The organism is Mycobacterium barrassiae, from assembly GCF_025822765.1.
In the GTDB taxonomy this organism is placed as follows: domain Bacteria; phylum Actinomycetota; class Actinomycetes; order Mycobacteriales; family Mycobacteriaceae; genus Mycobacterium; species Mycobacterium barrassiae.
Window position 1 is genome coordinate 341,249 of record NZ_JACKUK010000029.1, and the last position, 19,744, is coordinate 360,992.

Here is a 19,744-nt window from a genome sequence, read left to right on the forward strand (position 1 = left end):
CAGCCTAATGTGCAACGGCTCCATCACGACCGGTGAGTGCGGCGGGAACGAAACTTCGTGGCAGCTACTATCGCTTGGGTGTCGGACGGCGAACAGGCCAAGCCCCGACGGCGCCGCGGGCGTCGTCGCGGCCGACGCGCGGCAGGTCCCCCGGACGCCGAGGCCACACAGCCCGGCGGCACCCCCAACAGCGCCGACAACTCCGCCGTCCCAGGCGCGACGGACCAGCCCATCCCGCGCCCCAAACCCCAGAAGACCCGGCCACGCCGCCCACCGGAGCGCCTGCGCACCGTGCACGAGACATCGGCCGGGGGCCTGGTCATCGACGGTATCGACGGGCCCAAGGACAACCAGGTGGCGGCGCTGATCGGCCGCACCGACCGCCGCGGCCGGATGCTGTGGTCGCTGCCCAAGGGCCACATCGAGCTCGGCGAGACCGCCGAGCAGACCGCCATCCGCGAGGTCGCCGAGGAAACCGGGATCCAGGGCAGCGTGCTCGCCGCGCTCGGCAGCATCGACTACTGGTTCGTCACCGAGGGGCGCCGCGTGCACAAGACCGTGCACCATTACCTGATGCGATTCCTGGACGGCGAGCTGTCTGACGAGGATCTCGAGGTCAGCGAGGTCGCTTGGGTGCCGCTGAGGGAGCTGCCGTCCCGGTTGGCCTACGCCGACGAACGCCGACTCGCCGAAGTGGCCGGTGAGCTCATCGACAAACTGCACGCGGACGGCCCCGCCGCGTTGCCGCCGCTGCCACGGACCTCGCCACGGCGGCGGGCCCAGACGCACTCGCACACCCGCAACCGTCGTCCCGACGAAAAGACAACTCGGCGGACGAACGGCTGCGGCCAAGGGCCGTGACCACCGCGGAGTCGCGCATGTCGCCTGCGGCAGTCGCGCGCCTGCTTCTCGCGATCGGGATGTTGGCGCTGTTCATGGTTCCGCTCGCGAATCCCCGCGACGCCGCCGGGCAGCCGGGCGTCACCCCGTTTCTGACCGTGCACATCGACCGGGTCACCCCCGAGGTCGTGACCACGACCAGCGACCCGATCGTCACCGTCACCGGCACCGTGGAGAACGTCGGCGACCGGCCCGTCCGCGACGTAATGGTGCGCCTCGAGGACACCGGGGCGGTGACGTCGTCGGCGGGGCTGCGGACCAATCTCACAGGCAACGTCGACCAATTCGAACCCGTCGCCCAATTCATCGCTCTCGCACCGGAATTGGATCGCGGCGACGCGGTCCCGTTCGTGCTGTCCTACCCGCTGCGATCCGCGCAGGACCCGTCGCTGGGCATCGAGGAACCCGGCGTCTACCCGTTGATGGTCAACGTCAACGGCACACCCGACTACGGAGAGCCGGCCCGTCTCGACGCCGCCCGCTTCCTGCTACCGGTGCTCGGCGTCCCGCCCGATCCGGATTCCGACGAAAGCGACGCCGTGACGGCCGTGGTTCCCGCGGACACGTCCAGACCGGTCGGCCTGACCGTGCTGTGGCCGATCGCCGACAAGCCCCGGCTGGCCGCGGGGGCACCGGGCGGCACCACACCCGTCCGGCTCATCGACGACGACCTCGCCACCTCGCTGGCCGCGGGCGGCCGGCTGGACAGCCTGCTGTCGGCCGTCGAGTTCGCGACCGGCCCACAGGTCGATCCCGACGGGCATGTCCGGCAGGCGACGTGTCTGGCCGTCGACCCCGACCTGCTCGTCACCGTCAATGCGATGACGGGCGGCTACGTCGTCAACGACGGTCCCGACGCCGGGCCGGGCACACCGACGCACCCCGGCGCCGGGCAGGACGCCGCCGTGGCCTGGCTCAACCGCCTGCGGGGGCTCGCCAAACAGATGTGTGTCGTGCCGACCACGTACGCGCAGGCCGACCTCGACGCGCTGCACCGGGTCGGGGATCCCGGCCTGTCGGGAATCGCCGTCAAGGGCGCGGGCGACATCGCCGACCAGATCCTCGGCGTCGCGTCGGTGCGCGGCGCCAACCTGATCGGCGACGGGCCCCTGACCGGGTCGGCGGTGCAGCTGCTGTCCCAGCAAGGCCAGACGGTCGCGATCGGCGCCGCCGAGGTGACGGCGGACTCCGAGTCCGACGGATCCAGCCCGACGCAGGGACCCGCGGACCTCAAGCCGGTGCGCTACACACCCGACGTCGCCGCGGCGCCGTTCGACCCCGCGGTGGGGGCAGCGCTGGCCGGAGTGGGCTCCGACCCGGTGTCGCCGTCATACCTCGACCCGTCCCTCAACGTGCCGCTGCAGCACGCGTCGGAGGTGGCGCGTAGGCAGGACGCCCTCGGTGCGCTGATGTGGCGAGCGCTGCGACCCGACATCGAACCCCGGACCGAGATCGTCATGCCGCCGTTGACGTGGAGCGCCCAACCGGCGGATGTGCAGGCGGTCCTGACCGCGACGGCCACCATGATCAACGCCGGGCTGGCACGCCCGCGGCCGCTCACCGAGGTGATCGCGGACGGCAACGCGGTACCGCCGCAACGAATCGCGCCGCTGCCCGAGAACGACCTGGGCGATCCGCGCGGGCGATTCGACGACGCCGTCGTCTCCGGCATCGCCGCCGTCACCGGCCGGCTGTGGGGTCTGACCGCTGCGTTGACCACCGACGAGCGCACCGGCCTCACCGGCTACGGGTACACCGCACCGCTGCGGGAGGACTCGCTGCGCGCCTTGAGCCAGTCGGTGCCGCCGGATGCCCGCAATGGCCTTGCGCAGCAACGGCTTACCACGGTGGGCCGCACAGTCGACGATCTTTTCAAGGCCGTCACCATCGTCAACCCCGGCGGCTCGTACACGCTGGCGACCGAACGCAGCCCGCTGCCGCTCGCGCTGCGCAACAACCTGCCTGTGCCGATCCGGGTACGCCTGGACGTCGACGCTCCCCCGGGCATGTCGGTCACGGACATGGGTGTCATCGAACTGCCGCCCGGCTTCCTGCCGCTGCGGGTGCCGATCGAGGTGCACTTCACCCAGCGCGTCGCCGTCGACGTCGCGCTGCGCACCGAGAACGGCTTGCCTCTGGGCGAAGACGTGCGGTTGTCGGTGCACTCCAACGCCTACGGCAAGGTGCTCTTCTTCATCACCCTGACCGGGGGCGCGATCCTGGCGCTGCTGGTCGGACGTCGGCTGTGGCATCGGTTCCGCGGCCAGCCCGACCGCGCCGACCTCGACCGGCCGGATCCGCTGGAGGTCGCGTTGCGCTTCGACGAGGAAGTCGACAAGGACGTCGACAAGGACGTCGAGAGGGACACCGACGCCGACGCGTCCCTCACCCGGACCCCTGATCCCGGCCCAGGCCGAATCGCCGGTTCCACCGGCCCAGGCGACAAATGAGCACCGCCGGGCGCCGCGCCCGCCCCGGGACCCCCCCTGCGCGCGTCGATCTCGGCGGCCCGTTGCCGCCACCCCGGCAGGCCGCGCCCCCTCCGCGGCTTCCTCGCGGACCCGCGCCGCGACGCCGCGCTGGGCGCCCGGAACTGTCCGACGCCGCCGTGGTGTCCCGCTCGTGGGGCATGGCGATCGCGACCCTGATCAGCCGGCTGACCGGGTTCGCCCGCATCGTGCTGATCGCCACCATCCTGGGCGCCTCGCTGGCTAGCGCGTTCTCGGTGGCCTATCAACTTCCCAACCTGATCGCCGCGCTTGTGTTGGAGGCGACGTTCACGGCGATCTTCGTGCCGGTGCTCGCCCGCGCCGAACGCGACGATCCCGACGGCGGCACGGCATTCGTGCGCCGGCTGGTCACCCTCGCGACCACCCTGCTCCTGGTCACCACCGCGCTGGCGGTGGCGTCGGCGCCACTGCTGGTCGGCCTGATGCTGGGCAACGACCCCCAGGTGAACCGCGACCTCACCACCGCGTTCGCCTATCTCCTGCTGCCGCAGGTGTTGTTCTACGGGCTGTCGTCGGTGTTCATGGCAATCCTGAACACCCGCAATGTGTTCGGACCGCCTGCGTGGGCGCCGGTGTGCAACAACATCGTCGCGATTCTGACGCTCGTCCTGTACCTCGTTGTTCCAGGCGAACTTTCGGTGGATCCGGTGCGGATGGGCAACGCCAAGCTGCTCGTTCTCGGCATCGGAATGACGATGGGCACGGTGACGCAGGTCGTCGTCCTGCTGATCGCGTTACGGCGAGAGCGGGTCAGCCTGCGCCCACTGTGGGGGATCGACAACCGGCTGAAGCAGTTCGGCGCGATGGCGGCCGCGATGGTGCTCTACGTGCTGATCAGCCAGATCGGCCTGATCGTCGGCAACCGAATCGCCAGCGGCGCAGCGGCTTCCGGCCCGGCGATCTACAACTACACCTGGCTTGTGCTGATGCTGCCGTTCGGCATGATCGGCGTGACGGTGTTGACCGTCGTGATGCCTCGGCTGAGCCGCAACGCCGCCGCCGACGACCTTCCCGCGGTGCTGGGGGACCTGTCGCTGGCCACCCGCCTGACGATGGTCACACTCATCCCGATCGTGGCGATGATGACCGTCGGCGGCCCGGCCATCGGCAGCGCGCTGTTCGCCTACGGAAACTTCGGCGATGTCGATGCCGGATATCTCGGCATGGCGATCACGCTGTCGGCGTTCACGCTGATTCCGTATGCCCTTGTGCTGCTGCAACTTCGGGTGTTCTACGCCCGGGAGCAGCCGTGGACGCCGATCGCGCTGATCGTGGTGATCACCACCGTCAAGATCGCGGCATCCATCGCGGCACCGCACCTCACCGACGATCCGGACCTGGTGGCCGGCTATCTCGGCACAGCCAACGGCCTGGGCTTCCTCGCCGGGGCGATCGTCGGCTACTACCTGTTGCGCGCGAACCTCAACCCGCCGAGCGGACGGCTGCTCAACCTGGAGGTGGTGCGCACCATCCTGGTCACCATCTGCGCATCACTGATCGCCGGTCTCGTCGCCCACGTCGTCGACCGGCTGCTCGGCGTGGAGTCGCTGACGACCAACTTCGGCGGCGGCGGATCGTTGCTTCGCCTGCTGGTGCTCGGTCTGATCATGGTGCCGATCATCGCCGGAGTGCTACTCAGCGCCCAGGTACCCGAGGCACAGGCGGCGCTCGCCGTCGTCCGGCGTCGCCTCGGCAAAGGGGAAAGGGTGCCCTCACCACCGACAACGCCGCCCGACCGGCCTCCAACAGGCAAGCCCCTCACGTACGCTCATCAGAGGAATTCGTCCGCGCCAGGGCGGCGGCCGGGCCCGCCGGTCGTGCGGCGCGGACCCACGGCGACGGTCGCCGGGGACCGGATAGGGAAAGGACCAGCGGTGAGCGACGAATCCGCAAGCGGCGCCACGCCGGGTCCGGACCACACCGCCACCGCCAAGATCCCGCTGTCGCAGCGGCCCGAGGCACCGCAGGCCGAGGCGGACAGCTTCCAGCCTGACGTGCAGGATCCCGCCGACCTCACCGAGACGTCGCGGATTTCGACCGAAGGGCCCAACGGCACAGGCCCGTCACCGACGTCCGGGCGACCGCCCTCGGACTACGGCGGCGATCCGACCCGCGAATCGCTGCCATTCGACGTGCCGCGCGAGCCACCCATCGAGGCCGCCACCTCCGACGAGGACGTCCATCTCATTCCGGGCGCCGTCATCAGCGGCGGCCGGTACCGGCTGCTGGTTTTCCACGGTGGCCCGCCGACCCTGCAGTTCTGGCAGGCGCTCGATACGGCGCTCGACCGCCAGGTGGCGCTGACATTCGTCGACCCCGACGCGACGCTGCCCGACGAGAAGGTGCAGGCGATCCTTTCGCGCACGTCCAAGCTGAGCCGGCTCGACATGCCCGGTGTCGCCCGCGTCCTCGACGTCGTCAACACCGGATCGGGTGGGCTGGTGGTGTCCGAATGGATCCGCGGTGGATCCCTGGCCGAGGTCGCCGACACGTCACCGTCACCGGTCGGCGGCGCGCGGGCAATCCAGTCGCTGGCCGCCGCGGCCGAGGCGGCGCACCGCGCCGGTGTCGCGCTGTCGATCGATCACCCCAGCCGTGTCCGGGTGAGCATCGAAGGCGACGTGGCGCTGGCCTTCCCGGCGACGCTGCCGCAGGCCACCCCGGAGGACGACATCCGCGGTATCGGTGCCGCGCTCTACGCGCTGCTCATCAACAGGTGGCCGCTGCCCGAATCCGGCGTGCGCAGCGGTTTGGCTCCTGCCGAGCTCGATCCGGCGGGCAAGCCCGTGGAACCGCGGTCCGTCGACCGCCAGATCCCGTTCCAGATCTCCGCGGCGGCCGCCCGCGCGGTCCAGGAGGGCGGCGGCATCCGCAGTGCCCCGACGCTGCTGAACCTGCTGCAGCAGGCCACCGCGATCGCCGACCGCACCGAGCTCATCTCCCCCGTCGACGAACCCGAGGCGCCGGCTCCGGATCGGGTCCGCGTCCGTCCCGCCGACGATCCCGAAGCGCTGGCCCGTCGCCGCAAGGCGCTCTATATCGGGCTCGGTGTCGGTGCCGCGGTCATCCTCCTCGCGTTGATCCTGCTGGGCACGGTGCTGAGCCGGATCTTCGGCGACGTCGGCGACGGTCTCGGCGGCGACGAGCTCGGACTCAACGCCCCCACCACGTCGGCGGAGTCCAGTGACAATGCCGGCGAAATCGTGAAACCCGTTTCGGCGACGGTCTTCTCGCCCGAGGGTGAGGCCGATGCACCCGACCAGGCGCGGCTGGCGATCGATGGCAATCCGACCACGGTGTGGCCGATCGACACCTACACCGATCCGGTGCCCTTCCCCAACTTCAAGAACGGCGTGGGACTGATCCTGGCGCTGCCGAAGCCGACCAAGATCGGCGAAGTCACCGTGGACCTCAACAGCACAGGCACGGCGGTGGAGATCCGGTCGGCGAAGTCGCAATCACCCGCCTCGCTGGCGGATACCACCGTGTTGAAGTCGGCCACTCCCCTTCGGCCCGGCAAGAACACCATCAAAGTGGACAGCGACGAGCCCACCTCCTACCTGCTGGTGTGGGTGTCCACCCTCGGCACCGTCGACGGCAAGAACCGTTCGGACATCGCCGAGATCACAGTGAAGGCGGCCGGGTAGCCTAAGCTATCCCCAGCCCGGCAAAGATGTGTCGGAGGGTCCCCGCCGCGCCGTTTAGTGTTCGGCTGTGGGGACGTTCGGGGAGATCTCGGCAACCGGTGAAGACGAGAGAACCGATGCGGAGCTGCTCGCCGCACACGTCGCCGGTGAGCGGTACGCGTTCGAGAAACTGTTCCGTCGGCACGACCGGCAGCTGTACCGGCTCGCGCTGCTCACCAGCCGCAACCCCGACGACGCCGCCGACGCGCTGCAGGACGCGATGCTGTCGGCGCACCGCACCGCTCCCGCGTTCCGCCACGACGCCGCCGTCAGCAGCTGGCTGTATCGCATCGTCGTCAACGCCTGCCTGGACCGGCTGCGGCGCAACAAGTCCCGGCCCACCACCGCGCTGCTGGACGACAGCTGCCACACCGGAGATCCGATGCCGCAGGTGGACACCGCCATCGTCATCGAGCGTGCGTTGATGCGCCTGCCCGTGGAGCAACGCGCCGCCGTCGTGGCGGTCGACATGCAGGGGTACTCGGTGCTCGAGACGGCCCGCATGCTCGGTGTCGCCGAGGGGACCGTGAAGAGCCGCTGCTCCCGTGCACGCCGCAAGCTCGCCGAGACGCTGCAGTACTTCGTATTGGCGGACGGTGGAACCGCACAGTCGCCGCCGTCGTCTAATCCTCCGTGATGGAGACTGGCTGACGTCAGGGCAACCGGCGGGAGCGAGAGTGGACAACGACACCGACGGCGTCGAGGACGACCTCGATCCTGCCGTGGTCGAGCGTGTCCGGCGCGACCTCGCCCAGCTGGCCTCGGACCGCGCCTCTGCGCCTGAGGTACCGCCAGACGTCACCGCACGGGTGGTTGCCGCGCTGCGGGCCGAATCGGACCCGGTGGCAGCGGCTCATGCGGTGAAACGGCCCCCGCTGCCGCGGCTGCATCGTCTTGGGCTCGTCGTCGGCGTCGGTGCCGCGCTCACCGGCGTCATCGTCGGCACCTCGATGCTCAACCGCCATCCCGCACCCCGCTATCCGGCCGGCCCGACCGCCGAAAAGATCACCGTGAGCCGGCCCGCCACCACCATCCCCCTCTCTGATCCGGAGATCCTCGGCCTGCTGTCGCAATCCCCGGACTTGGGCCCGCTCACCGACCCCGCGCGCCGCGACTCCTGCCTCGGCGGCCTCGGCTACGCGCCGGGAGCGCAGGTGCTGGGCGCCCGTCCCCTGGACATGCACGGCAGGCCCGCGGTGCTGATGCTGCTGCCACCGGACGTATCCGAGGCCGAGACGGTGGTGGCTGTGGTGGTCGAACCCGAATGCAATGGCGCCCACACCGGCCTGTTGGCCAAGGCGGTCGTCACGCGCACGTAATCTGTCCATCAGGCCTGGCGGGAACACCCCGGCTTAGGCTGGTGTTACACCCGTGCCGACGAAAAATCGGCGGAAAGGCGCAGGGCGCTCATGACCTCCACCCCCACGGTTCATGACCTGATCATCATCGGATCCGGGCCAGCGGGTTACACCGCGGCTATCTACGCGGCCCGCGCCCAGCTGTCGCCGCTGGTGTTCGAAGGTGTTCAATTCGGCGGGGCGTTGATGACCACCACTGAGGTGGAGAACTACCCAGGCTTCCGCGACGGCATCACGGGCCCGGAACTGATGGACCAGATGCGCGAGCAGGCGCTGCGTTTCGGCGCCGACCTGCGCATGGAGGACGTCGACGCCGTCGATCTGACCGGCCCGATCAAGAAGGTCACCGTCGGTGACGAGACCTATCAGAGCCGCGCCGTCATCCTCGCGATGGGCGCGGCCGCCCGGCACCTCGGTGTGCCCGGTGAGGAGGCCCTGATTGGCATGGGTGTCAGCACCTGCGCCACCTGCGACGGCTTCTTCTTCCGTGACGAGGACATCGTCGTGGTCGGCGGCGGCGATTCCGCGATGGAGGAGGCGACGTTCCTGACCCGTTTCGCCCGCAGCGTCACGATCGTCCACCGTCGTGAGGAGTTCCGGGCGTCGCGCATCATGCTGGAACGCGCCCGTGCCAACGAGAAGATCACCTTCCTGCTGAACACGCAGGTCACGGCCATCGAGGGCGACCCGAAAGTCAGCGGAGTGCGGCTGCGCAACACCATCACCGGCGAGGAATCCAAGCTCGACGTGACCGGCGTCTTCGTCGCCATCGGCCACGACCCCCGCTCGGAGCTGGTCCGCGGCCAGGTCGAGCTGGACGAGGACGGCTATGTTCAGGTCGGCCAGCACAGCACCGCCACGTCCGTCGAGGGCGTCTTCGCGGCGGGCGACCTTGTCGACCACATCTACCGACAAGCGATCACCGCAGCGGGCACCGGCTGTTCCGCATCGATCGATGCCGAACGCTGGCTGGCCGAAATCGGTTCTGTCCCAAGCGATGAAGAGACTTCCACCCCTGTTCGATAGGAGTTAGACCCATGACTGGAACCTCAGCGACGATCACCGTCACCGACGACTCGTTCTCCAGCGATGTGCTGTCCAGCAGTACGCCGGTACTGGTGGACTTCTGGGCCACCTGGTGCGGCCCGTGCAAGATGGTTGCGCCCGTTCTCGAAGAGATCGCCGGCGAGAAGGCCGGTCAGCTGACCGTTGCCAAGATCGACGTCGACGAGAACCCGGCCACCGCGCGTGACTTCCAGGTGGTGTCCATTCCCACGATGATCCTGTTCAAGGACGGTGCGGCGGTGAAGCGCATCGTCGGCGCAAAAGGCAAGGCCGCGCTGCTGCGCGAACTCGCTGACGTGGTGTAACGCCGAAATTCGGCGGGTCGGACACCCGCCTGGCGTTTTCTCGAATCCCAGACGCGTCTGAGACAATGCTGTCTAGCTCTGCTACGCCTTGTCGGCGCTCTGCGACCGCCGGCATCCGTGACCGAAAGGCCGCCTATGTCGAGTCTGCGTCGCGGTGACCGCGGGAGCGCGGTCACCGAGATCCGGGCTGCTCTGGCGTCCTTGGGCATGGTCGAAAACCCTGACGACGACCTCACGACCGGTAAGCACGTCGCGCTCGACGTGTTCGACGACGAACTCGACCGCGCGGTGCGCGCATTCCAGCAGCATCGCGGGCTGCTGGTCGACGGAGTCGTGGGTGAAGCCACCTATCGCGCGCTGAAAGAGGCCTCGTACCGCCTCGGCGCGCGCACCCTCCACCATCAGTTCGGCGCACCGATGTTCGGCGACGACGTCGCCACACTGCAGGCTCGACTGCAGGATCTCGGGTTCTACACCGACATGGTCGACGGACACTTCGGCCTGCATACCCATAACGCGCTGATGTCCTACCAGCGTGAGTACGGACTGTATCCGGACGGCATCTGCGGCCCGGAAACGTTGCGCTCCTTGTACTTTCTGGGTTCGCGCGTCACCGGTGGGTCCCCGCACGCGATCCGCGAGGAGGAGCTGGTGCGCAGCTCCGGACCGCGGCTGTCGGGTAAGCGGATCATCATCGACCCGGGCCGCGGCGGTGACGACCACGGCCTGATCATGCAGAGTCCCGACGGGCCGATCAGCGAAGCAGACATCCTGTGGGACTTGGCAAGTCGGCTCGAGGGTCGGATGACTGCCATCGGCATGGAGACGTTCCTCTCGCGGCCGGCGAACCGCTCACCGTCGGATGCCGCGCGCGCCGCAACGGCCAACTCGGTGGGCGCCGACCTGATGATCAGCCTGCGCTGCGCCACGCAGCCCAGCCCCGCCGCCAACGGCGTCGCCTCCTTCCACTTCGGCAACTCGCACGGTTCGGTGTCCACCATCGGGCGCAATCTGGCCGACTTCATCCAACGAGAAGTGGTGGCGCGCACCGGATTACGTGACTGCCGCACACACGGGCGAACCTGGGATCTGCTGCGGCTCACCCGCATGCCGACGGTGCAGGTCGATGTCGGATACATCACGAACCCGCGCGACCGCGGGCTGTTGGTGTCCCACCAGACCAGGGACTCGATCGCCGAGGGCATCCTGGCCGCTGTCAAGCGGTTGTATCTGCTCGGCAAGAACGACCGCCCAACGGGCACTTTCACTTTCGCCGAGCTGCTGGCCCACGAACTCTCCGTCGAACAGGCCGGGCGGGTCAGCCCCAGCTGATTTGGGCGCCCCTAACAGGGGTTGGCGCCCGCACCCACCGGCTGCTGCAGCTGCGCACTTTCCAACAGGCGTTCCAGCGCCGCCTCGACGTCCGCCTTCCAGCCCAGTCCCTGCTCCAACTCCAGCCGCAGTCGCGGGAAATACGGATGCGGTGACACCACCACGAACCCGGCATCCTGCAGCAGGTCGGCGCCGAGCACACACTGGTCCACCGAGCAGTCCCCCAGCACGTCGACGATCGGCCGGAGCACCGGCGAGACCGCCCGCGGGTCCGACAGTTCGGCCACATCCGCGGTGTGACCGAACGCCTCGAGTGCGCGCACGCCGCGGCGCACGAGATCACCCACGACGGCGGCGATCAGGCTGCGCGGTAAGCCGTCGGCATCGTCGCAGGGTTCCACCCCCAAGGTGGTGAGCAGCACCGCGTCGGCGCTGACCGGACCCGACGGGAAGAGCCGGGCGCGCGGGACGGCGCGTGGCGGGGCATAGAACGCGTAGCCCAGGCACGGCTCGTCTCCTGTCAGAGTGTGGTCGTCACCCGCCGACGCGGGACACTGCACCGCCATCTGACCGCAGGCACCCCACTCGAGCATGACCATCGACAGCCAGGCTTCCTTCTCGAATTCGGGGTCCCACAGCTGATTGCCGCCGGATTGTGTGGTCGGCAGGGTCGACGGATCCACCTCCCAGAACACGCACCGGCGGGCGTGCTTGGGCAGCTGCTCGAACGATTCGAGCCGCAGGGGTGTGATTCGTGACGGCACTAGCTTCTCCGGGTTCCGCACGGTGCTTTTGCGCACGGCTGCCACTCCAGGATAGAAGGGCGGCGCGCAGATGGCCCAAAATCGCCGCTGCGATCCTTCCGGAACGCTGTCGACGACGAAAGTCGTTGGTGCACAGGGTGTTTCCGTGCGGAGCCGACCTCCATGAGCCACCTCTCAAGGGTATGTGTCACAGTGACGTAATTACCGCGGGTAGACGGTTAGCGCTAGGACGGACTCATCAGCTCGACGATCCGCTGTAGGTCGTCCACCGACCCGAATTCGACGACGATCTTGCCCTTGCGTTTGCCGAGGGCGACCGTGACGCGGGTGTCGAACGCCGTCGACAGGCGCTCAGCAACATCCTGCAGTCCCGGCATCTGGATCGGCTTGCGCCGCGGCGCCGAGGGCGTCGTCGTCTCGGCGCGGTTTGCCAGGGTGACGGCCTCCTCGGTGGCGCGCACCGAGAGTCCCTCGGCGACGATGCGCGCCGCGAGCTCCTCCTGCTTCTCCGGGCCGCCCTCGAGGGAAAGCAGCGCACGCGCATGCCCGGCGGACAGCACGCCGGCGGCCACCCGGCGCTGGACCGCGATCGGAAGCCGCAGCAAGCGGATCATGTTGGTGATGAGCGGCCGCGACCGTCCGATGCGGGCAGCCAGTTCATCGTGGGTGACCCCGAACTCGTCGAGCAACTGTTGGTAGGCGGCAGCCTCTTCCAACGGGTTCAGCTGGACGCGATGGATGTTCTCGAGCAGGGCGTCGCGCAGCATGCTGTCGTCGCCGGTCTCGCGGACGATCGCCGGGATGGTCGCCAGCCCCGCCTGCTGAGCGGCCCGCCACCGCCGCTCCCCCATCACGAGTTGGTACCTCGGCGTCGACTCGCCGGGGACCGCGCGCACGACGATCGGCTGCATCAGCCCGAACTCCTTGATGGAGTGGACGAGTTCCGCGAGCGCCTCTTCGTCGAAGACCTGTCGGGGCTGCTTCGGGTTAGGGTCGATCGCCGCCGGATCGATTTCTCGGTAGACAGCCCCCGACACATTCACCGGACCGCCGATCACCACATCGGCGGCGGCGTCACCCATCTTTCCGAGCGACGACTGCTCACCGTCGGACGGCCCGGTGGGAATGAGCGATGCCAGGCCACGGCCCAGACCGCTGCGCTTGTTCTTGGGCTGAGTCATTCCGATCTCCTCATCTACAACCTCGGCTCTTCACGCAAGCGCTCATCGCCACCCACTCATTGCCACCCCACTCATCGGCGCTCCGCGATCTCACGGCTCGCATCCAGATAGCTCATCGCACCGCGCGACCCCGGGTCGTAGTCGAGGATCGTCATGCCGTAGCCGGGCGCCTCCGACACCTTGACGCTGCGCGGGATGACGGTGCGCAACACCTTGTTACCGAAGTGGGCCCGCACGTCGTCGGCGACCTGATCGGCGAGCTTCGTCCGCCCGTCGTACATCGTCAGGATCACCGTCGAGACGTTGAGCTCCGGATTGAGATGCGCCTTGACCATCTCGATGTTGCGGAGCAGCTGGCCCACACCTTCCAGGGCGTAGTACTCGCACTGGATCGGGATCAGTACCTCGGGCGCGGCCACGAGCGCGTTGATCGTGAGCAGTCCCAGCGACGGCGGGCAGTCGATGAACACGTAGTCGAAATCGTGATTCTTCAGGCCGGCGAGCGCAGTCCGCAGGCGGCCTTCCCGCGCCACCATGCTGACCAACTCGATCTCGGCGCCGGCAAGGTCGATGGTCGCCGGGACGCAATAGAGGCGCTCGCTGTGCGGGCTGCGCTGCATCGCCGCCTCGAGCGGGATCTCGCCGATCAGCACCTCATAGGAAGAGGGGGTGCCCTCGCGGTGCTCGACCCCGAGCGCGGTGCTGGCGTTGCCCTGCGGATCGAGATCGATCACCAAAACGTGCAGCCCCTGCAGTGCGAGGGCGGCCGCGATGTTGACGGCGGTGGTCGTCTTGCCCACGCCGCCCTTCTGGTTGGCGATGGTGAAGACGCGTTGACGCTCCGGGCGGGGCAGCCCGCTCTTGGCGGCGGCGTGCAACAGGCGCACCGCGCGCTCGGCTTCGGCGCCGATCGGGGTGTCGACGGTCGGCGGATCCGGCCACACCTCGGCAGGCACCTCCGCCGGCGGGACTCCGCCATCCCAGGTTTCACGTGAAACATTCGCCTGAGTTGTTTCACGTGAAACATCGCTACGCGTGGCGCCCGGCGCAGCCGGCTCCGAAGCTCGGCTCATCGTCGCGTCCCGGCCGTCGGCCGGTGCTCGTCCGGACTCCGCCGACGCGCCACGACGACGGTCGCGGGTGGATCCAAGAAATCCGCGCAGCATTTCCTCACCCTCACATCGACAGCCCCGAGCGACGTCATCACACGCCGATGCTCGCGGGCTTCATCTTCAGCACGCTCCCCCTTGATGGCCAACATCTGGCCCCCCGGGCGCAACAGAGGCATGCTCCACTTCGTGATCTTGTCCAGGGACGCGACCGCCCTCGAGACCGCTGCGTCCATCTCCCCCACCTGTTGCCGAACCGTCCGCTCCTCCGCCCTGCCGCGCACCACTGTCACGTCGATCTCGAGCTCGTCGATGACCTCGTGCAGGAAATCGCTGCGTCGCAGCAGGGGTTCAATCAGCGTCACCCGGAGGTCCGGGCGCGCCAACGCCAACGGTATCCCGGGCAGCCCGGCGCCACTACCGATGTCGGCAACACGGGCCTCGGCCGGCAGCAACTCGGCGATCGCAGCGCTATTCAATAGGTGACGATCCCAGAGCCGTTCGACCTCCCGCGGGCCGATGAGCCCGCGCTCGACGCCGGCGCCGGCCAGGATCTCGGCGTAGCGGCGCGCAGTCTCCAACGCGGGTCCGAACAAGGTGTCCGCGGCTTCCGGCGCCGTCGACACCTCGTCATGTTTCACGTGAAACATCCTCCGGAATCTCGCGGGGCCGACGCGTCAGGTTGCACCGAACTACATCGATGTAACTCTGCTCGTGGTCAGTCGATGAGGACGACGACGCGACGCGACGGCTCCACGCCCTCGCTCTCGCTGTGCACACCGTCCACCGCCGCGACCGCGTCGTGCACGATCTTGCGCTCGAAGGGCGTCATCGGGGGCAACTCTTCGCGCTCGCCCGTCGCCAGCACTCGCCGCGCCACCTTGTCCCCCAGCGCCGCCAACTCGTCGCGGCGGCGCCGGCGCCAGCGCGCGATGTCGAGCATCAGCCGGCTGCGCTCGCCGGTCTTCTGGTGCACCGCCAGCCGCGTCAACTCCTGCAGCGCGTCGAGCGTCTCGCCCTTGCGGCCGACCAACTTGTTGAGGTCGCTGCCGCCGTCGATGCTGACCACCGCGCGGTCGCCTTCGACATCCAGATCGATGTCGCCGTCGAAGTCGAGAAGGTCGAGCAACTCCTCCAGGTAGTCGCCGGCGATCTCGCCCTCGGCCACCAACCGCTCCTCCAGGTCGTCCGCGCCTGAATCGCCGGCATCCTGCACGGTGTCTTCTGCGTCTTCTCTGGTGGCCTCGACCAATTCCTCGCTGCGTTCAGTCGTCTCAGCGTCAGTCATTTGTGTGTCTCTCCCTGTCCTCCGGTGTCACACCGGTCGTCTTCGGGTTGTCCTGTTGCCCTTCGGCCGCGGAGGCATCCGCCGCGGCGACTACTGAGGGCCGGTCAACGTTTCCGTTTCTTGGGCCGAGCGCCCGGCCGTGGCGTCGCCCCCGGCCGCGGGCTTCGGTTGCCGGAGCCCGACGCTGTCTTGCCCGGACTCCCGCCGGTCGCCTTCGCGTTGGTCGATCCGTTCTCCGATGAGACGTCGACATCGTCGCCGTCGCTCGTCGTGATCTCGTGCGGCTCCGCGGCGGCCGCCTTCGGTTGCTTCTTCGGCTTGGCCCCGGGCGGCGGCGCGTTCTGTGCGCGCCGTTCCTTCGCCTCGAGCTTCTTCGCCTCTTCCTCTTTCGCGATCATCCCGAACACGTAGTGCTGCTGTCCGAACGTCCACACGTTGTTGGCGAGCCAGTAGATGATGATGGCCAGCGGCAGAAACGGCCCGCCGACGACCACGCCGAGCGGGAACACGTACAGCGCAAGCTTGTTCATCATCGCGGTCTGCGGATTGGCTGCCGCTTCCGGGCTCTGCCTCGCGACCGACGCGCGGCTGTTGAAGTAGGTGGCGATGCCAGCCAGGATCATCAAAGGCACGCCGACGCCGATGACCGCCGCCCGGTTGAACGAGGTGAACGCCTCGAGGCCGTGCTGCTGGATCATCGTCGCGCCAAGCGGTGCGCCGAACAGATTCGCATCAAGGAAGTGGCCGACGTCCGCCGCGCTGAACACGTAGTTGCCCAGCGACCGGTTCTCCTCCACGGACAGACCCAGGCGTCCGATCCCCGTCTGGGTCCGGTTGAACGACATGAGCACGTGATAGAGACCGAGGAAGACGGGCACCTGGGCCAGCATCGGCAGACAGCCGAGGATCGGGTTGAACCCGTGCTCGCGCTGCAGCTTCTGCATCTCCAGCGCCATCCGCTGGCGGTCCTTGCCGTACTTCTTCTGCAGCGCCTTGATCTGGGGCTGCAACTCCTGCATCTGCCGCGTGGTGCGGATCTGCCTGACGAACGGCTTGTAGAGGATGGCGCGCAGGGTGAAGACGAGGAACATCACCGCCAGCGCCCACGCGAAGAAATTCTCCGGGCCGAGCACAAAGCTGAACGCCTTGTACCAGACCCACATGATCGCCGACACCGGGTAGTAAATGATGTCCAGGCTGAACCAATTAAACACGCGTCTCGCTCTCTGCTCGCGATGTCCGGGTACCCGTCACATCGTCGGCTGCATCCGGAACTACCCGGTGCTCGTCTGCGTCACCGCACGATTCATGCGAACCGCCGCGGCGCTCCGGTATCGGATCCCATCCTCCCTTATGCCACGGCCCGCATTTCAGCAACCGCACCATGGCCAGCCACCCGCCCTTCACGACGCCGTACTCGGTCAGCGCGTCGACCGCGTACTGGCTACAGGTCGGCATGAAGCGACACGTCGCCGGCCGGAGCGGAGAGATCATGTGGCGGTAGAGCTGAATGACATAGATCAGCGCACGCGCAGCGGACGACCCGATCGAACGCTTCACGGTGCCGCTCCAGACGGTCCGCTCTTCACCAGCGCGCGGCGCAAGGCCGTCCGCAACTCTTGTTCGAGTCGCGCGGAGATGGCGTACCGACTACCCGGCAACGCCCGGATGACCACTCGGTCCGTGGGCTGCAATTCGTCGATGACTGTGCGCGCCACATGGCGCAGCCGTCGGGCGACGCGGTGCCGTTGTACCGCGCTCCCAACGGATTTCGAGACGACGAGCCCGATTCGAGGGCCTTGGTCGTCGACCGCATTGCGCAAGGTGTGCACGACGAGATCGGGCTGCACCGCGCGCACCCCTTGGCTGACCGTGGCACCGAACTCGGACGACCTCGTCATCCGGTACCGCGCCGGAAGCACTGCTAGACCCTGTGTGGGATCACGCAGTCAGCTTGCGGCGACCCTTGGAACGCCGGCTCGACACGATCGCCCGGCCTGCCCGGGTCCGCATCCGCAGCCGGAATCCGTGCACACGCGCGCGGCGCCGGTTGTTCGGCTGAAAAGTCCGCTTGCCCTTGGCCACGGCTGTCTCTCCTCGTTTCCGTCTGGCGCCCACGGCCCACACCAGTGCACAGTCATGCCGGTGGGACGCGGTTGCCGTTGGTAAGCTCGTCCGTCTTGCTTAACCGGCGCGGTCCCCACAAAATCCGTGGGTCGCAGCCGTGCCGCCACGTTCGGGCGACTGTTCGAGGGTACTGACGAGATTTCCCTAGGTCAAACCGCGGTCGGGGCCGCCGCGGCCGGGCTCAGATCTTCACATTCGCCACAGCTGTCACCGTGTTTTGCGCCGACCAAAGTAACCCTCAAACAATGTTGCAGAACGGTTGGCACCCGCGAAGAAAACTGTTAGCTTCTGCCAGTGTCGTTTCGATAACGAAACGGCGGCAGACAACGAAGCGGAGATGCCCACCCAGTCGCGAGCCCACAGACCCAGCAGTACCCCTGTGACGAGCCCCGGCCAGCGGAATCTCAGCCCGTAGACAACCGAACGACGACGACTGTCCGATCTCCACAACCTGTGGATAACTATGTGGACAGTTCGTCATCGTCACTTTGGCCTTCCCTGAAATGGCCGGCGAGGGGGTACGCGTCATTGACAGCTGACCCCGATCCCCCTTTCGTAGCCATCTGGAACACGGTTGTAGCCGAACTCAACGGTGACATCGAAGCGGTCGGAGTGGCGAACGGTGACGCCGGCCCGGTACTCACGCCGCAGCAAAGAGCATGGCTGAAGCTGGTCAAACCTCTGGTCATCACCGAGGGCTTTGCCCTGTTGTCCGTTCCCACCCCCTTTGTCCAGAACGAGATCGAACGCCACCTGCGTGAGCCGATCATCAGCGCCCTGAGCCGTCAGCTCGGTCAGCGCGTCGAACTCGGGGTCCGCATCGCCGCACCCGAAACCTCCGATCCAGACGACGGGTTGAACGGCTTCGGGCCCACATCGACCGTCGCCGACGCCGAGGACATCGACGACGACATCGACGAGGACCAGGCGGCGCTCGCCAGCGCCGAGGAGAGTTGGCCCACCTACTTCTCCCGCCGCGCGCAGAGCGACGTCGCCGACGACGCGGCCGCGGTCAACCTGAATCGCAGATACACCTTCGACACCTTCGTCATCGGTGCGTCCAACCGGTTCGCACACGCGGCGTCGCTGGCCATCGCCGAGGCGCCGGCCCGGGCGTACAACCCGCTCTTCATTTGGGGTGAGTCCGGCCTGGGCAAGACTCACCTCCTGCACGCGGCAGGCAACTACGCCCAACGCCTCTTCCCCGGGATGCGGGTCAAGTACGTCTCCACCGAAGAATTCACCAACGACTTCATCAACTCACTGCGCGACGATCGCAAGGCGTCGTTCAAGCGCAGTTACCGCGACATCGACGTGCTGCTCGTCGACGACATCCAGTTCATCGAGGGCAAGGAAGGTATCCAGGAGGAGTTCTTCCATACCTTCAACACGCTGCACAACGCGAACAAGCAGATCGTCATCTCCTCGGACCGGCCGCCCAAACAGCTGGCGACCCTCGAGGACCGGCTGCGCACCCGATTCGAGTGGGGTCTGATCACCGACGTTCAGCCGCCCGAACTCGAGACCCGCATCGCGATCCTGCGCAAGAAGGCGCAAATGGACCGCCTCGACGTTCCCGGCGACGTTCTCGAACTCATCGCCAGCAGCATCGAACGCAATATCCGCGAACTCGAGGGCGCGCTGATCCGTGTCACCGCGTTCGCATCTCTGAACAAGACGTCGATCGACAAATCGCTCGCCGAGATCGTGCTGCGGGATCTCATCTCCGACGCGTCCACCATGCAGATCAGCACCGCCGCGATCATGGCCGCCACCGCGGAGTACTTCCAAACCACCGTCGAAGAACTGCGGGGTCCCGGAAAGACACGTGCACTCGCACAATCCCGCCAGATCGCGATGTATCTGTGCCGCGAACTCACCGATCTGTCCCTGCCCAAGATCGGCCAGGCGTTCGGCCGCGACCACACCACGGTCATGTATGCCGAGAAGAAGATCCGCGGCGAGATGGCCGAACGACGCGAGGTCTTCGACCACGTCAAGGAACTCACGACGCGAATCCGCCAGCGCGCCAAGCGCTGAACTCCACCCGTTCTGCTCCCCCAAACGCGCTCGCATGCGCCGAGCGGTCCTGTGCGCCCAAAAAATCTTCAAAAAACTT

Annotated in this window: 18 protein-coding genes; 9 read left to right on the top strand and 9 right to left on the bottom strand. The window is 67.7% G+C overall.

Annotated features, from left to right (window positions below; translation table 11 throughout):
• Nucleotides 1-78 precede the first annotated feature (78 nt).
• The 8 genes from H7J93_RS21325 (at nt 79) to H7J93_RS21360 (ending at nt 11,156) form a co-directional block, all read left to right on the top strand.
• Complete coding sequence (locus tag H7J93_RS21325) at nt 79-861, top strand: NUDIX hydrolase (RefSeq protein WP_267308293.1); 783 nt, start codon at nt 79-81, stop codon at nt 859-861.
• A gap of 17 nt (nt 862-878) precedes the next feature.
• Nucleotides 879-3,350 (top strand): hypothetical protein, encoded by a 2,472-nt coding sequence (locus H7J93_RS21330; protein WP_267308294.1) that lies wholly within the window; start codon nt 879-881, stop codon nt 3,348-3,350.
• Complete coding sequence (gene murJ, locus H7J93_RS21335; protein WP_267308295.1) at nt 3,347-7,057, top strand: murein biosynthesis integral membrane protein MurJ; 3,711 nt, start codon at nt 3,347-3,349, stop codon at nt 7,055-7,057. Before H7J93_RS21330 ends, murJ begins: the two co-directional genes overlap by 4 nt.
• 67 nt (nt 7,058-7,124) lie before the next feature.
• Nucleotides 7,125-7,733 carry an RNA polymerase sigma factor SigM gene (gene sigM / locus H7J93_RS21340; protein WP_267308296.1) on the top strand — a complete coding sequence of 203 codons (609 nt, stop codon included), beginning with the start codon at nt 7,125-7,127 and terminating at the stop codon, nt 7,731-7,733.
• 40 nt (nt 7,734-7,773) lie between these two features.
• On the top strand, nt 7,774-8,415 hold the full coding sequence (locus H7J93_RS21345) for an RsmA family anti-sigma factor (protein WP_267308297.1): 642 nt from the start codon (nt 7,774-7,776) through the stop codon (nt 8,413-8,415).
• Nucleotides 8,416-8,505: 90 nt separating this feature from the next.
• On the top strand, nt 8,506-9,480 hold the full coding sequence (gene trxB / locus H7J93_RS21350) for a thioredoxin-disulfide reductase (RefSeq protein ID WP_267308298.1): 975 nt from the start codon (nt 8,506-8,508) through the stop codon (nt 9,478-9,480).
• Nucleotides 9,481-9,491: 11 nt separating this feature from the next.
• The gene (gene trxA, locus H7J93_RS21355) at nt 9,492-9,824 is read left to right on the top strand and encodes a thioredoxin (RefSeq protein ID WP_267308299.1); all 333 of its coding nucleotides are present in this window, start codon (nt 9,492-9,494) and stop codon (nt 9,822-9,824) included.
• A 135-nt stretch (nt 9,825-9,959) separates the two neighbouring features.
• Nucleotides 9,960-11,156 (top strand): N-acetylmuramoyl-L-alanine amidase, encoded by a 1,197-nt coding sequence (locus H7J93_RS21360; protein ID WP_267308300.1) that lies wholly within the window; start codon nt 9,960-9,962, stop codon nt 11,154-11,156.
• Between the two features lie 11 nt (nt 11,157-11,167).
• Here H7J93_RS21360 and H7J93_RS21365 read toward each other — a convergent pair whose 3' ends face one another.
• From H7J93_RS21365 to rpmH, 9 genes are all read right to left on the bottom strand, one after another.
• The gene (locus H7J93_RS21365) at nt 11,168-11,920 is read right to left on the bottom strand and encodes an acetyltransferase (RefSeq protein ID WP_267308352.1); all 753 of its coding nucleotides are present in this window, start codon (nt 11,918-11,920) and stop codon (nt 11,168-11,170) included.
• 224 nt (nt 11,921-12,144) lie between these two features.
• Nucleotides 12,145-13,101: a ParB/RepB/Spo0J family partition protein gene (locus H7J93_RS21370; RefSeq protein WP_267308301.1), complete on the bottom strand. Its 957-nt coding sequence runs from the start codon at nt 13,099-13,101 to the stop codon at nt 12,145-12,147.
• Nucleotides 13,102-13,172: 71 nt separating this feature from the next.
• Nucleotides 13,173-14,267 carry a ParA family protein gene (locus H7J93_RS21375; RefSeq protein ID WP_372507982.1) on the bottom strand — a complete coding sequence of 365 codons (1,095 nt, stop codon included), beginning with the start codon at nt 14,265-14,267 and terminating at the stop codon, nt 13,173-13,175.
• On the bottom strand, nt 14,171-14,851 hold the full coding sequence (rsmG, locus tag H7J93_RS21380) for a 16S rRNA (guanine(527)-N(7))-methyltransferase RsmG (protein ID WP_267308303.1): 681 nt from the start codon (nt 14,849-14,851) through the stop codon (nt 14,171-14,173). Before rsmG ends, H7J93_RS21375 begins: the two co-directional genes overlap by 97 nt.
• Nucleotides 14,852-14,928: 77 nt before the next feature.
• Nucleotides 14,929-15,498 (bottom strand): Jag family protein, encoded by a 570-nt coding sequence (locus H7J93_RS21385; protein ID WP_267308304.1) that lies wholly within the window; start codon nt 15,496-15,498, stop codon nt 14,929-14,931.
• A 104-nt stretch (nt 15,499-15,602) separates the two neighbouring features.
• Nucleotides 15,603-16,661 (bottom strand): membrane protein insertase YidC, encoded by a 1,059-nt coding sequence (gene yidC / locus H7J93_RS21390; RefSeq protein ID WP_372507988.1) that lies wholly within the window; start codon nt 16,659-16,661, stop codon nt 15,603-15,605.
• Between the two features lie 43 nt (nt 16,662-16,704).
• Nucleotides 16,705-16,992: a membrane protein insertion efficiency factor YidD gene (gene yidD / locus H7J93_RS21395; protein ID WP_372507989.1), complete on the bottom strand. Its 288-nt coding sequence runs from the start codon at nt 16,990-16,992 to the stop codon at nt 16,705-16,707.
• Between the two features lie 62 nt (nt 16,993-17,054).
• Nucleotides 17,055-17,420: a ribonuclease P protein component gene (gene rnpA / locus H7J93_RS21400; protein WP_267308307.1), complete on the bottom strand. Its 366-nt coding sequence runs from the start codon at nt 17,418-17,420 to the stop codon at nt 17,055-17,057.
• A gap of 19 nt (nt 17,421-17,439) precedes the next feature.
• Nucleotides 17,440-17,583: a 50S ribosomal protein L34 gene (rpmH, locus tag H7J93_RS21405; protein WP_083151611.1), complete on the bottom strand. Its 144-nt coding sequence runs from the start codon at nt 17,581-17,583 to the stop codon at nt 17,440-17,442.
• 570 nt (nt 17,584-18,153) lie between these two features.
• Here rpmH and dnaA point away from each other — a divergent pair.
• Complete coding sequence (gene dnaA / locus H7J93_RS21410; RefSeq protein ID WP_267308308.1) at nt 18,154-19,665, top strand: chromosomal replication initiator protein DnaA; 1,512 nt, start codon at nt 18,154-18,156, stop codon at nt 19,663-19,665.
• The last annotated feature ends 79 nt before the right edge of the window (nt 19,666-19,744 follow it).

Coding starts and splice junctions, on each gene's coding strand:
- H7J93_RS21330 (WP_267308294.1), top strand. CDS start 879: ATGTCGCCTGCGGCAGTCGCGCGCCTGCTTCTCGCGATCGGGATGTTG.
- murJ (WP_267308295.1), top strand. CDS start 3,347: ATGAGCACCGCCGGGCGCCGCGCCCGCCCCGGGACCCCCCCTGCGCGC.
- trxB (WP_267308298.1), top strand. CDS start 8,506: ATGACCTCCACCCCCACGGTTCATGACCTGATCATCATCGGATCCGGG.
- trxA (WP_267308299.1), top strand. CDS start 9,492: ATGACTGGAACCTCAGCGACGATCACCGTCACCGACGACTCGTTCTCC.
- H7J93_RS21360 (WP_267308300.1), top strand. CDS start 9,960: ATGTCGAGTCTGCGTCGCGGTGACCGCGGGAGCGCGGTCACCGAGATC.
- H7J93_RS21370 (WP_267308301.1), bottom strand. CDS start 13,101: ATGACTCAGCCCAAGAACAAGCGCAGCGGTCTGGGCCGTGGCCTGGCA.
- H7J93_RS21375 (WP_372507982.1), bottom strand. CDS start 14,267: ATGCTGCGCGGATTTCTTGGATCCACCCGCGACCGTCGTCGTGGCGCG.
- H7J93_RS21385 (WP_267308304.1), bottom strand. CDS start 15,498: ATGACTGACGCTGAGACGACTGAACGCAGCGAGGAATTGGTCGAGGCC.
- yidC (WP_372507988.1), bottom strand. CDS start 16,661: ATGTGGGTCTGGTACAAGGCGTTCAGCTTTGTGCTCGGCCCGGAGAAT.
- yidD (WP_372507989.1), bottom strand. CDS start 16,992: ATGATCTCTCCGCTCCGGCCGGCGACGTGTCGCTTCATGCCGACCTGT.